Source organism: Bacillus sp. FSL R5-0820, from assembly GCF_038593385.1.
Taxonomy (GTDB): Bacteria; Bacillota; Bacilli; order Bacillales; family Bacillaceae; genus Bacillus; species Bacillus altitudinis.
On record NZ_CP151991.1, the window covers coordinates 128,947 to 142,974 of the forward strand.

General features: G+C 42.4%; 15 protein-coding genes. All 15 read left to right on the forward strand.

The features are described from left to right. Window positions 1-49 precede the first annotated feature (49 nt). The 15 genes from rpoC (at window position 50) to rpsC (ending at window position 14,027) form a co-directional block, all read left to right on the forward strand. Entirely contained in the window at window positions 50-3,649 is a 3,600-nt protein-coding gene (rpoC, locus tag NST15_RS00695) for a DNA-directed RNA polymerase subunit beta' (RefSeq protein WP_035703898.1), read from the forward strand. A gap of 146 nt (window positions 3,650-3,795) precedes the next feature. Further along, on the forward strand, window positions 3,796-4,044 hold the full coding sequence (locus tag NST15_RS00700; RefSeq protein ID WP_008345416.1) for a 50S ribosomal protein L7ae-like protein: 249 nt from the start codon (window positions 3,796-3,798) through the stop codon (window positions 4,042-4,044). 113 nt (window positions 4,045-4,157) lie between these two features. Then, entirely contained in the window at window positions 4,158-4,577 is a 420-nt protein-coding gene (gene rpsL / locus NST15_RS00705; protein WP_003216962.1) for a 30S ribosomal protein S12, read from the forward strand. A gap of 121 nt (window positions 4,578-4,698) precedes the next feature. Then, window positions 4,699-5,169 (forward strand): 30S ribosomal protein S7, encoded by a 471-nt coding sequence (rpsG, locus tag NST15_RS00710; RefSeq protein WP_003216884.1) that lies wholly within the window; start codon window positions 4,699-4,701, stop codon window positions 5,167-5,169. A gap of 54 nt (window positions 5,170-5,223) precedes the next feature. Then, window positions 5,224-7,302: an elongation factor G gene (gene fusA, locus NST15_RS00715; RefSeq protein WP_007496301.1), complete on the forward strand. Its 2,079-nt coding sequence runs from the start codon at window positions 5,224-5,226 to the stop codon at window positions 7,300-7,302. Between the two features lie 117 nt (window positions 7,303-7,419). Then, window positions 7,420-8,610, forward strand: coding sequence for an elongation factor Tu (tuf, locus tag NST15_RS00720; RefSeq protein WP_007496302.1), 1,191 nt, complete (start codon window positions 7,420-7,422; stop codon window positions 8,608-8,610). 108 nt (window positions 8,611-8,718) lie between these two features. Beyond that, window positions 8,719-9,678, forward strand: coding sequence for an alpha/beta hydrolase (locus tag NST15_RS00725; RefSeq protein WP_017359165.1), 960 nt, complete (start codon window positions 8,719-8,721; stop codon window positions 9,676-9,678). 218 nt (window positions 9,679-9,896) lie between these two features. Then, window positions 9,897-10,205, forward strand: coding sequence for a 30S ribosomal protein S10 (rpsJ, locus tag NST15_RS00730; RefSeq protein ID WP_003156464.1), 309 nt, complete (start codon window positions 9,897-9,899; stop codon window positions 10,203-10,205). A gap of 37 nt (window positions 10,206-10,242) precedes the next feature. Next, window positions 10,243-10,872 (forward strand): 50S ribosomal protein L3, encoded by a 630-nt coding sequence (rplC, locus tag NST15_RS00735; protein WP_007496311.1) that lies wholly within the window; start codon window positions 10,243-10,245, stop codon window positions 10,870-10,872. A gap of 27 nt (window positions 10,873-10,899) precedes the next feature. Continuing rightward, entirely contained in the window at window positions 10,900-11,523 is a 624-nt protein-coding gene (gene rplD, locus NST15_RS00740) for a 50S ribosomal protein L4 (protein ID WP_007496312.1), read from the forward strand. Beyond that, on the forward strand, window positions 11,523-11,810 hold the full coding sequence (gene rplW / locus NST15_RS00745) for a 50S ribosomal protein L23 (RefSeq protein WP_003217016.1): 288 nt from the start codon (window positions 11,523-11,525) through the stop codon (window positions 11,808-11,810). The genes rplD and rplW overlap by 1 nt, the downstream gene beginning before the upstream one ends. 28 nt (window positions 11,811-11,838) lie before the next feature. Further along, a complete protein-coding gene (gene rplB / locus NST15_RS00750; protein WP_007496314.1) occupies window positions 11,839-12,672 on the forward strand; it encodes a 50S ribosomal protein L2 in 834 nt (277 codons plus the stop codon). A 57-nt stretch (window positions 12,673-12,729) separates the two neighbouring features. After that, a complete protein-coding gene (gene rpsS / locus NST15_RS00755) occupies window positions 12,730-13,008 on the forward strand; it encodes a 30S ribosomal protein S19 (RefSeq protein WP_003216920.1) in 279 nt (92 codons plus the stop codon). A gap of 17 nt (window positions 13,009-13,025) precedes the next feature. Further along, window positions 13,026-13,367, forward strand: a complete 342-nt coding sequence (gene rplV, locus NST15_RS00760; RefSeq protein WP_007496316.1) for a 50S ribosomal protein L22 — start codon at window positions 13,026-13,028, stop codon at window positions 13,365-13,367. 3 nt (window positions 13,368-13,370) lie between these two features. Then, window positions 13,371-14,027, forward strand: coding sequence for a 30S ribosomal protein S3 (gene rpsC / locus NST15_RS00765; protein ID WP_003217241.1), 657 nt, complete (start codon window positions 13,371-13,373; stop codon window positions 14,025-14,027). Window position 14,028: the final 1 nt, after the last annotated feature.

Genomic DNA, 14,028 nt, shown 5'->3' on the forward strand with positions numbered 1-14,028 from the left:
GAGCAAGTGACTAGGGTATAACCCGAAGATTAAAAGGGAGGTAGGCCCCTTGCTAGATGTGAACAATTTTGAGTATATGAACATCGGTCTCGCATCACCTGATAAAATCCGTTCTTGGTCTTTTGGTGAAGTGAAAAAGCCTGAAACGATTAACTATCGTACACTGAAACCGGAAAAAGATGGTCTCTTTTGTGAACGTATCTTCGGACCGCAAAAAGACTGGGAATGTCATTGTGGAAAGTATAAACGCGTTCGTTATAAGGGTGTTGTATGTGACCGTTGTGGTGTAGAAGTAACACGGGCAAAAGTCCGTCGTGAGAGAATGGGGCATATCGAACTGGCTGCCCCAGTTTCCCACATTTGGTATTTCAAAGGTATCCCAAGCCGTATGGGTCTTGTTCTAGATATGTCACCACGTGCGTTAGAAGAAGTGATTTACTTCGCTTCTTACGTCGTGACTGATCCGGGCAACACACCGCTTGAGAAGAAACAACTTCTTTCTGAGAAAGAATTCCGTGCTTATTTAGATAAATACGGTAACACCTTCCAAGCAGCTATGGGTGCAGAAGCAATTAACAAACTTCTTCAAGATATCGATCTTGTGAAAGAAGTAGATACACTCAAAGAAGAGCTAAAAACAGCTCAAGGACAGCGTCGTACACGTGCGATCAAACGCCTTGAAGTGTTGGAAGCTTTCCGTAACTCAGGAAACAAACCGTCTTGGATGATCCTTGATGTACTTCCGGTTATTCCACCAGAATTACGTCCAATGGTTCAGCTTGATGGCGGACGTTTTGCTACTTCTGACTTGAACGACCTTTATCGTCGTGTCATCAACCGTAACAATCGTCTGAAACGTTTATTAGATCTTGGCGCGCCAAGCATCATCGTTCAGAACGAGAAGCGTATGCTTCAAGAAGCTGTCGATGCCTTGATTGATAATGGACGTAGAGGCCGACCAGTAACAGGACCAGGAAATAGACCATTGAAATCTCTTTCTCACATGCTGAAAGGGAAACAAGGGCGTTTCCGTCAAAACTTGCTTGGTAAACGTGTTGACTATTCTGGACGTTCCGTTATCGTCGTTGGACCACATTTGAAAATGTATCAGTGTGGACTTCCGAAAGAAATGGCTCTTGAACTATTCAAACCATTCGTGATGAAGGAGCTTGTTGAAAAAGGATTAGCTCACAACATTAAGAGTGCGAAACGTAAGATTGAGCGCGTGCAGCCGGAAGTTTGGGATGTTTTAGAATCAGTGATTCGTGAGCATCCAGTCTTACTAAACCGTGCACCAACTCTTCACAGACTTGGTATTCAAGCGTTTGAACCTACACTTGTGGAAGGACGCGCAATTCGTCTGCATCCACTTGTATGTACTGCCTACAACGCTGACTTTGATGGTGACCAAATGGCGGTTCACGTACCATTATCTGCTGAAGCTCAAGCTGAAGCTCGTATCTTAATGCTTGCTGCTCAAAACATTTTGAACCCGAAAGATGGAAAACCTGTTGTTACGCCATCTCAGGATATGGTGCTAGGTAACTACTACCTTACACTTGAGCGTAAAGGTGCTATCGGAGAAGGTATGGTCTTCAAAGATACGAATGAAGCCCTTCTAGCTTATCAAAATGGGTATGTGCATCTTCATACACGTGTAGCTGTTGCAGCTAACTCGTTGAAGAATGTGACATTCACTGATGAACAGCGTTCTAAATTGTTGATTACAACAGTTGGAAAACTAATCTTTAACGAAATCTTACCGGAATCATTCCCATACATGAATGAACCGACTAAGAGCAATATTGAAGAAAAAACGCCTGACCGCTTCTTCCTTGAAAAAGGTGAAGATGTCAAAGCTGCGATCGAGAAACAAGAAATCAATGCGCCGTTCAAAAAAGGTATTTTAGGTAAAATCATTGCGGAAATCTTTAAGAGATTCCATATCACTGAGACATCTAAAATGCTTGACCGCATGAAAAATCTTGGTTTCAAATACTCTACTAAAGCGGGTATTACGGTTGGGGTGTCTGATATCGTCGTATTAGATGATAAACAGAAGATCCTCGAAGAAGCACAAGCAAAAGTAGATAACGTCATGAAGCAATTCAGACGTGGTTTGATTACTGAAGAAGAGCGTTATGAGAGAGTCATTTCGATCTGGAGTTCTTCTAAAGATGTCATCCAAGGTAAACTGATGAAGTCCCTTGATGAAGTCAACCCTATCTACATGATGAGTGACTCTGGAGCGCGTGGTAACGCATCTAACTTCACTCAGCTGGCTGGTATGCGTGGTCTGATGGCCAACCCGGCTGGACGTATCATTGAACTTCCGATTAAATCTAGTTTCCGTGAAGGTTTAACAGTATTGGAATACTTTATTTCCACTCACGGAGCGCGTAAAGGTCTTGCCGATACAGCTCTTAAAACAGCTGACTCAGGTTACCTCACGCGTCGTCTCGTTGACGTTGCACAGGATGTTATCATCCGTGAAACAGATTGCGGTACAGACCGTGGAATCTTGGCGAAGTCCATTAAAGAAGGAAATGAAATTATTGAGAAACTTGAAGAACGTCTTATCGGACGTTTTGCAAGAAAACCAATTATTCATCCTGAAACGGGCGAAGTCATTGTTGGCGAAAACGAACTAATTGATGAAGATAAAGCACTTGAAGTGGTTGAAGCAGGAATCGAGGAAGTATGGATCCGTTCTGCATTTACATGTAACACGCCTCATGGTGTATGTAAACGATGCTACGGCCGTAACCTTGCAACTGGTACTGACGTTGAAGTCGGTGAAGCAGTTGGAATCATCGCTGCACAATCGATCGGTGAGCCAGGAACACAGCTTACAATGCGTACGTTCCACACCGGTGGGGTAGCAGGAGACGATATCACTCAAGGTTTACCTCGTATCCAAGAGTTATTTGAAGCGCGTAATCCGAAAGGGCAGGCAACCATTTCTGAAATTGATGGTGTCGTTGCTGAAATTAACGATGTTCGTGACAAGCAGCAGGAAATTGTGGTTCAAGGCGAAGTTGAAACTCGCTCTTACACAGCTCCTTACAATGCACGTCTGAAAGTTGTTGAAGGTGACAAAGTCACTCGTGGTCAAGTACTGACAGAAGGTTCAATCGATCCGAAAGAACTTCTTAAAGTGACTGACATGACAGCTGTTCAAGAATATCTGCTTCATGAAGTACAAAAAGTATACCGTATGCAAGGGGTAGAAATCGGAGATAAGCACGTAGAAGTAATGGTTCGCCAAATGCTTCGTAAAGTGCGTGTCGCTGATGCGGGGGATACAGATGTATTACCAGGCACACTTCTTGATGTACACCAATTCACAGAAGCGAACAAAAAAGTACTATTCGAAGGCAAACGTCCTGCAACAGGCCGTCCAGTTCTTCTTGGTATTACAAAAGCATCGCTTGAAACAGACTCATTCTTGTCTGCAGCATCCTTCCAAGAAACGACTCGTGTCCTAACAGATGCGGCGATCAAAGGAAAACGTGATGAACTGCTTGGCTTGAAAGAGAATGTCATCATCGGTAAACTTGTTCCTGCTGGAACTGGAATGCCAAACTACCGTAAAGTTAAGCCGGTTTCACAAGTGCAGCCGTCTGACGATATGGTTCCTGTAGAGTAATCTTTCTCTTAAGATTTCTATAAAAATCATCAAAAAATGGTGAAGGATGTCAAGATAATCTGTCAAACGATATTGACATCCTTCTGCCATGATGATAATATAACCAAGGTGCTCAAAATAAAACCTGTTACTTTGGAGGATATTCGATGTCTTATGATAAAGTATCACAGGCTCAATCCATTATTATTGGTACGAAGCAAACAGTAAAAGCTCTGAAACGAGATTCAGTGAAGGAAATCGTCGTAGCGAAAGATGCTGATCCTGCTTTAACCGCTAGTGTAATGAAACTAGCGCAAGAGAAGGGTGTAGACATTTTAGTGGTAGATTCCATGAAAAAGCTCGGCAAGGCCTGCGGAATTGAAGTTGGGGCAGCAGCTGTTGCCATTATGTTATAGCGTACTTGTTTTGTTTTTGCATGCTTAAAATGCAAAAGCATTGTTTTTTGCCTTTTGATGAACCACCTGGGTATGTGGGTTATAAAAAAAGTAATGAAGGGAGGAATAACAACATGCCTACAATTAATCAGCTAATACGCAAAGGACGCGTGAGTAAAGTTGAAAACTCAAAGTCTCCTGCACTTAACAAAGGATACAACAGTTTCAAAAAAGAGCACACTAACGTAACATCTCCACAGAAGCGCGGGGTTTGTACTCGTGTCGGTACAATGACACCGAAAAAACCAAACTCAGCACTACGTAAATATGCTCGTGTACGTTTGTCTAACCTGATTGAGGTAACAGCTTACATTCCTGGTATCGGACATAACCTACAAGAGCACAGTGTAGTACTTATCCGTGGCGGACGTGTAAAAGACTTACCGGGTGTACGTTACCACATCGTTCGTGGTGCGCTTGATACTGCCGGAGTTGACGGTCGTATGCAAGGACGTTCTAAATACGGAACAAAACGCCCTAAACAAAGCAAATAATATAAACAAACATAAGGGTTTTTAGAAGTCGAGTTCAGATCAGTGGAGTCAGGCAGCTGACAATGAAATTGAGATGAAAGACAGATAGAAATCCTTTTAAAAGAGAAGGGAGGCTATTCAGATGCCACGTAAAGGTCCTGTAGCAAAAAGAGACGTTTTGCCAGATCCAATTTACAATTCTAAACTTGTATCTCGTTTGATCAACAAAATGATGATCGACGGTAAAAGAGGAAAGTCACAAACTATTCTCTACAAGTCATTTGATATCATCAAAGAACGTACTGGTAATGAAGCGATGGAGGTTTTCGAACAAGCCTTGAAAAACATCATGCCAGTTCTTGAAGTTAAAGCACGTCGTGTAGGTGGAGCTAACTACCAAGTTCCTGTAGAAGTTCGCCCAGACCGTCGTACGACTTTAGGTCTTCGCTGGTTAGTAAACTATGCTCGTCTTCGTGGAGAAAAAACGATGGAAGAGCGTCTTGCTAACGAAATCCTTGACGCAGCTAACAACACTGGTGCTGCTGTTAAGAAACGTGAAGATACACACAAAATGGCAGAAGCGAACAAAGCATTCGCTCACTACCGCTGGTAGGATTTATACCAAACTAAAAAAACTATTCCCTAATAAGGAAGGAGAAATTACCCAATGGCAAGAGAGTTCTCCTTAGACAAAACTCGTAATATTGGTATCATGGCTCACATCGATGCCGGTAAAACGACAACGACTGAGCGTATCTTGTACTACACTGGTCGTATCCATAAAATTGGTGAAACTCACGAAGGAGCTTCACAAATGGACTGGATGGAGCAGGAGCAAGAACGTGGTATTACAATCACTTCTGCTGCTACTACAGCACAATGGAAAGGTTACCGTGTAAACATCATTGATACACCAGGACACGTAGACTTCACTGTTGAAGTTGAACGTTCTTTGCGTGTACTTGATGGTGCGGTTGCTGTTCTTGATGCACAATCAGGTGTAGAGCCTCAAACTGAAACAGTTTGGCGCCAAGCAACAACTTACGGAGTACCTCGTATCGTATTCGTTAACAAAATGGATAAAACCGGTGCGGACTTCCTTTACTCTGTAAGCACATTAAGAGATCGTCTTCAAGCGAACGCTCATGCAATTCAATTGCCGATCGGCGCTGAAGATCAATTCGAAGGAATCATCGACCTTGTAGAAAACGTAGCATACTTCTACGAAGATGACCTTGGAACTCGCTCTGATGCACAAGAAATCCCTGCTGAGTATAAAGACAAAGCTGAAGAGCTTCGCAGCAGCTTAATTGAAGCTGTCGCTGAGCTTGATGAAGAGCTTATGGAAAAATACCTTGAGGGTGAAGAAATCACAATTCCTGAATTGAAAGCTGCAATCCGTAAAGGAACTTTGAATGTTGAATTCTACCCAGTTCTTGTTGGTTCTGCTTTCAAAAACAAAGGTGTTCAGCTTGTACTTGACGCTGTGCTTGACTACCTTCCTGCACCAACTGATGTTGCTGCAATCAAAGGTACATTGCCAGATACAAATGAAGAGGTTGTACGTGAGTCTACTGATGACGCACCATTCGCAGCTCTTGCATTTAAAGTTATGACTGACCCTTATGTTGGGAAACTAACTTTCTTCCGCGTATACTCTGGAACACTTGATTCTGGTTCTTACGTGAAGAACTCTTCTAAGAACAAGCGTGAACGTGTTGGACGTATCCTTCAAATGCACGCAAACAGCCGTGAGGAAATCTCTACGGTATATGCAGGGGATATCGCAGCAGCTGTTGGTCTTAAAGATACATCTACTGGTGATACTCTTTGTGACGAGAAAAATCTTGTTATCCTTGAGTCTATGGAATTCCCAGAGCCAGTTATCGATGTAGCAATCGAGCCTAAATCTAAGGCTGACCAAGATAAAATGGGTATCGCTTTAGCTAAACTAGCTGAAGAGGATCCAACATTCCGTACACAAACAAACACTGAAACTGGTCAAACGATCATCTCTGGTATGGGTGAGCTTCACCTTGATATCATTGTTGACCGTATGAAGCGTGAGTTCAAGGTTGAAGCTAACGTAGGAGCTCCTCAAGTTGCGTACCGTGAAACATTCCGTTCTAGTGCAAAAGTTGAAGGTAAATTCGTACGTCAGTCTGGTGGACGCGGTCAGTTCGGACACGTTTGGATCGAATTCGAACCAAACGAAGAAGGCGCAGGCTTCGAATTCACAAATGCAATCGTCGGTGGGGTTGTTCCACGTGAATACATTCCAGCAATTCAAGCAGGTCTTGAAGATTCACTAGAAAATGGTGTATTAGCTGGATTCCCATTAATCGACATCAAAGCAAAATTATTCGATGGATCTTACCACGATGTTGACTCTAACGAAATGGCGTTTAAAATTGCTGCATCTATGGCATTGAAAAATGCTGTCAGCAAATGTAACCCAGTTCTACTTGAGCCAATGATGAAAGTAGAAGTCGTTATCCCAGAAGAATACATGGGAGACATCATGGGTGATATCACATCTCGTCGTGGACGTGTAGAAGGTATGGAAGCTCGCGGTAACGCTCAAGTTGTTCGCGCTATGGTTCCACTTTCTGAAATGTTCGGATATGCAACTGCACTCCGTTCTAACACACAAGGACGCGGTACTTTCACTATGCACATGGATCACTACGAAGAAGTGCCTAAGAGCATCAGTGAAGAAATCATCAAAAAAAATAAAGGTGAATAATTGATTTTGCCTTTAAACTAAAGTATAACTACTATTGAAGATCAGAAAGTGAGAGGTAACTCTTCACTTTCTATCACTCATACCAAATACAATGAACCTTTAAGGAGGATTTTTAGAATGGCTAAAGAAAAATTCGACCGTTCCAAATCGCATGCTAACATTGGTACAATTGGACACGTTGACCATGGTAAAACAACTCTAACTGCTGCTATCTCAACAGTTCTTCATAAGAAATCTGGTAAAGGTACAGCTATGGCTTATGACCAAATCGATGGTGCTCCAGAAGAGCGCGAGCGTGGAATCACAATCTCAACTGCACACGTTGAGTATGAAACTGAAACTCGTCACTATGCACACGTAGACTGCCCAGGACACGCTGACTATGTTAAAAACATGATCACTGGTGCTGCTCAAATGGACGGCGCGATCTTAGTAGTATCTGCTGCTGATGGTCCAATGCCACAAACACGTGAGCACATCCTACTTTCTCGTAACGTAGGTGTTCCTTACATCGTAGTATTCCTTAACAAATGTGACATGGTTGACGATGAAGAGTTACTTGAACTTGTTGAAATGGAAGTTCGTGACCTTCTTTCTGACTATGACTTCCCTGGTGACGATGTACCAGTTATCAAAGGTTCTGCTCTTAAAGCTCTTGAAGGTGATGCTGATTACGAAGCAAAAATCTTCGAACTTATGGATGCGGTTGATGAGTACATCCCAACTCCAGAGCGTGACACTGAGAAGCCATTCATGATGCCAGTTGAGGACGTATTCTCAATCACTGGTCGTGGAACAGTTGCTACTGGTCGTGTTGAGCGTGGACAAGTTAAAGTCGGTGACGAAGTTGAAATCATCGGTCTTCAAGAAGAAAACGGTAAAACAACTGTTACAGGTGTTGAAATGTTCCGTAAACTTCTTGACTATGCTGAAGCTGGTGACAACATCGGTGCACTACTTCGTGGTGTATCTCGTGAAGATATCCAACGTGGTCAAGTACTTGCTAAACCAGGTACAATCACTCCACATAGCCGTTTCAAAGCTGAAGTTTATGTACTTTCTAAAGAAGAGGGTGGACGTCATACTCCATTCTTCACTAACTACCGTCCGCAGTTCTACTTCCGTACAACTGACGTAACTGGTATCGTACATCTTCCAGAAGGTACTGAAATGGTAATGCCTGGCGATAACACTGAGATGGAAGTTGAACTTATCTCTACTATCGCTATCGAAGAAGGAACTCGTTTCTCTATCCGTGAGGGTGGACGTACTGTAGGTTCTGGCGTCGTTTCTACTATCATTAAGTAATAACAGTTAAAAGAGACTCCTTGCAAAAGGGTCTCTTTTTTTGCTTTTCCAGTGCATAACGGCTACTATAAGCTATAGAATCTAAATGGAACCGAGAGGATCACTGGAATGGCGAAGACAATGTTGAAAAAGTGGCTGATTGGCGGGCTTGATCAATGGATTATGATAAAAGAAGATCAAGCGAAAAAAATAAAACCTGTTTTATTATTTTTACACGGTGGCCCAGGGTCAGCTCAAATGAGTTATATCGATTCCTTTCATAAGGAACTTGATCAAGACTTCACTGTTGTTCATTGGGACCAGCGCGGTGCAGGACTGTCTTATCAAAAAAACATTCCTGAGTCTTCTATGACCATTGGGCAATTCGTAGAGGATACGATTGAGCTTACAGAAAAACTGCTTTCTTATAATGATCAAACGAAAATATACATTGCGGGTTATTCATGGGGATCATTAATTGCGATACAAGCTGTACATAAACGACCAGATTTGTATCATGCCTATTATGGAATTAGTCAGGTGGTTGATGTATTAAAAGAGGATATTGTATCGTACGAACTTCTTCTAAAAAAATATCAAGGCAAGCATTTCTTCAGTAGATGTCTAAGATTGCTGACACCACCCCCTTGGAAACGCACCTCTGCTCATGCTTTGTTCTCTCTATACAAAGAGTTCGCAAAAGTAGGGCTCACGCATAGGTGGAAGCCACTTTTTCAAATGCTGTATGCATTTCTTGTTAGTAAGCATTATCAGCTAAAAGATAAGTGGAAATTCCTTATGGGACAGAAGTATAGCCAGGATTTGCTGTGGGACGAGCTGATGAACGAAAGCATTCAATACCGAGTTTCTTCTATATTAATACCCTGCTACTTTATCATCGGTGAACATGACATGATTACACCAGCTGCTGTTTCAAAACCATATGTTGATCAACTTACAGCACCAATAAAAGAGTGGTTTACTTTTAAAGAATCTGCGCATTCTCCGCATATTGAAGAGCCAGAAGAATTTATTCGTATCGTCAGGAAGACAGCTACACATCATCTTCAGGGAAAGCTTGATTTATAGGCTGAACCCCTGTATAATATGAAAAGTGTGCAAATCATAAATTTATCCGATTTATTATTGCAACACTCAGGCCAATTTGGTACAATAGTGCATGTTGGTCTTTGACTGCGATGAAGTGAGAGGTTGCTGACACACCCGGCCGCTTTGCCATGGCAAGGTGATCAGGTTTTTCTCACGGAGAACTGTCTAACGTAAGTAGGCGAAAAGGAGGGAAAATAATGGCAAAACAAAAAATTCGTATTCGTTTAAAAGCATATGATCATAGAATTCTTGATCAATCTGCTGAGAAGATTGTTGAAACGGCTAAGCGTTCTGGTGCTAGTGTATCTGGTCCAATCCCGCTTCCAACTGAAAAATCAGTTTACACAATCCTTCGTGCGGTGCATAAGTACAAAGATTCTCGTGAGCAATTCGAGATGCGTACTCACAAACGTCTAATCGACATTGTGAATCCAACTCCGCAAACAGTTGATGCACTTATGCGTTTAGATTTACCATCCGGTGTAGATATCGAAATCAAACTTTAATTCAAATAGAAAACACATATTATAGGAGGTGTGACGAATGACCAAAGGAATCTTAGGTAGAAAAATTGGTATGACGCAAGTATTCGCAGAAAACGGTGATCTTATCCCTGTAACTGTTGTTGAGGCTGCTGCTAACGTTGTTCTTCAGAAGAAGACTACTGACACGGATGGCTATGAAGCAATCCAAATCGGTTTTGACGACAAACGTGAGAAGCTTTCTAACAAACCAGAGAAAGGCCACGTTGCTAAAGCGGAAACTGCTCCTAAGCGCTTCGTAAAAGAATTACGCGGTGTGGAGTTAGATGCGTATGAAGTTGGTCAGGAAGTCAAAGTTGATATTTTCGCAAATGGAGATATCGTAGATGTAACAGGAACATCAAAAGGTAAAGGATTCCAAGGGGCTATCAAACGCCACGGACAATCACGCGGACCAATGACTCACGGTTCACGTTACCACCGTCGTCCTGGTTCAATGGGACCTGTTGATCCAAACCGAGTATTCAAAGGTAAACTTCTTCCAGGACGTATGGGCGGAGAGCAAATCACTGTCCAAAATCTTGAGATCGTTAAAGTTGATGCAGAACGCAATCTTCTTTTGATCAAAGGTAACGTACCAGGAGCTAAAAAATCTCTAGTAACTGTAAAGAGTGCAGTTAAAACTAAATAACTCTCTTAGGAAAGGAGGAAACAAGTCATGCCAAAAGTAGCATTATTTAACCAAAACGGTTCTACTAACGGTGAAATCGAATTAAACGCTTCTGTGTTTGGAATTGAGCCAAACGAAAGCGTAGTATTCGATGCTATTCTTATGCAAAGAGCTTCCTTACGTCAAGGAACTCACAAAGTAAAAACTCGTTCTGAAGTACGTGGCGGAGGTCGTAAACCTTGGAGACAGAAGGGTACAGGTCGTGCTCGTCAAGGTTCTATCCGTTCACCACAATGGCGCGGAGGCGGTATCGTATTCGGTCCAACACCACGCAGCTATTCTTATAAATTACCTAAAAAAGTTCGCCGCTTGGCTATCAAGTCAGTATTGTCTTCTAAAGTAATCGACAACAACATCATCGTTCTTGAAGATCTTACTCTTGATGCAGTGAAAACGAAAGAATTCGCAGGCATCCTTAAAGGGTTATCTGTTGAGAAGAAAGCGTTGATCGTCACTGCGGATGCAAACGAAACAGTTGCTTTATCTGCTCGTAACATCCCTGGAGTAACAGTTGTTGAAGCTAACGGTATCAACGTTCTTGACGTTGTCAACCACGACAAACTTCTGATCACTAAAGCAGCGGTTGAAAAAGTAGAGGAGGGACTTGCATAATGAAAGATCCTCGTGATGTTCTAAAGCGCCCTATTATTACTGAACGTTCTGCTGATCTAATGACAGAGAAGAAGTATACGTTCGAAGTTGATGTCAGAGCTAACAAGACAGAAGTGAAAGACGCTGTTGAAGAAATCTTTGGAGTGAAAGTTGAGAAAGTCAACGTTCAAAACTACAAAGGTAAATCAAAACGCGTTGGACGCTACACTGGTATGACTAGCCGTCGCAGAAAAGCGATCGTGAAATTAACTGCTGACAGCAAAGAAATCGAAATTTTTGAAGCGTAAATCTTAAAAAGAAGGAGGGAAATTCAAAATGGCGATTAAAAAGTATAAACCAACCAGTAATGGTCGTCGTGGCATGACTACTTCAGATTTTGCTGAAATCACGACTGACAAACCAGAAAAATCGTTGCTTGCACCGCTTCACAGAAAAGGCGGACGTAACAACCAAGGTAGATTGACTGTTCGTCATCAAGGTGGCGGTCACAAACGTCAATACCGTATCATCGACTTTAAGCGTGATAAAGACGGTATACCTGGACGCGTTGCTACAATCGAGTATGATCCAAACCGTTCAGCGAACATCGCTCTTGTAAACTATGCAGATGGTGAGAAACGTTACATTCTTGCTCCGAAAGGAATCCAAGTTGGTACTGAAGTTACTTCTGGACCAGAAGCTGACATCAAACCAGGTAATGCTCTTCCACTTATCAACATCCCAGTTGGTACAGTTGTGCATAACATTGAATTAAAACCAGGTAAAGGTGGACAATTAGTTCGTTCTGCTGGTACTTCTGCTCAAGTTCTAGGTAAAGAAGGTAAATACGTTCTTGTACGTTTGAACTCTGGTGAAGTACGCATGATCCTTTCTGCTTGCCGTGCGACTATCGGTCAAGTTGGAAACGAACAACACGAACTAATCAACATCGGTAAAGCTGGACGTTCTCGCTGGAAAGGCGTACGCCCAACAGTTCGTGGTTCTGTAATGAACCCTAACGATCACCCACACGGCGGTGGTGAAGGACGCGCTCCAATCGGACGTAAATCACCAATGTCTCCATGGGGTAAACCGACTCTTGGATTCAAGACTCGTAAGAAAACCAACAAGTCTGATAAATTCATTGTACGTCGTCGTAAAAACAAGTAACGGGGTTGTCTACGGTTCATTTAGGACCGTAGTTCAATCACGAAGGGAGGTTCCACAATGGCTCGCAGCTTAAAAAAAGGACCATTTGTTGATGATCATTTGATGGCTAAAGTCGAGAAATTGAATGAAACTGACAAAAAGCAAGTCGTAAAAACTTGGTCTCGTCGTTCTACAATTTTCCCACAATTCATCGGTCACACAATCGCTGTCTATGACGGACGCAAACATGTACCTGTTTTCATTTCTGAAGATATGGTAGGTCACAAATTGGGCGAATTCGCACCAAGCCGTACTTACAAAGGTCATGCTAGTGACGATAAAAAAACAAGACGCTAATGAGAGGAGGCTTTTAAATGCAAGCTAAAGCTGTCGCAAGAACAGTCCGTATTGCTCCTCGTAAAGCACGTCTAGTAATGGACCTGATCCGAGGTAAGCAAGTAGGAGAAGCAGTTTCTATCTTAAACCTTACACCTAAGGCTGCTTCACCAATTATTGAAAAAGTATTAAAATCTGCTATCGCAAATGCTGAGCACAACTACGAGTTGGACGCTAACAGCCTAGTGATTACTCAAGCATTCGTTGACGAAGGTCCAACACTTAAGAGATTCCGTCCACGTGCTATGGGTCGTGCGAGCGCAATTAACAAACGTACTAGCCACATTACAATCGTTGTATCAGAAAAGAAGGAGGGATAATCCGTGGGTCAAAAGGTAAATCCAGTAGGTCTTCGTATTGGCGTCATTCGTGATTGGGAATCTAAATGGTTCGCAGGAAAAGATTACGCTGATTTCTTACATGAAGACTTGAAAATCCGTGAATTCATCAGCAAGCGTTTGTCTGACGCGTCTGTTTCTAAAGTAGAAATCGAACGTGCTGCAAACCGCGTAAATATCACAATCCACACGGCTAAACCAGGTATGGTAATTGGTAAAGGCGGATCTGAAGTTGAAGCACTTCGTAAAGCTCTTAACAGCCTAACTGGCAAACGTGTACACATCAACATTCTTGAAATCAAGAGAGCAGATCTTGATGCTCAGCTAGTTGCTGAAAACATCGCTCGTCAACTTGAAAATCGTATTTCATTCCGTCGTGCACAAAAACAAACAATCCAACGCACAATGCGTGCTGGAGCACAAGGAATCAAAACAATGGTTTCTGGTCGTCTTGGCGGTGCAGATATTGCTCGTTCTGAATATTACAGTGAAGGTACTGTTCCATTGCACACACTTCGTGCTGACATCGATTATGCTACTGCTGAAGCTGATACTACTTATGGTAAGCTTGGCGTAAAAGTATGGATCTATCGTGGAGAAGTCCTTCCAACTAAGAAGAATACTGCGGAAGGAGGAAAATAAT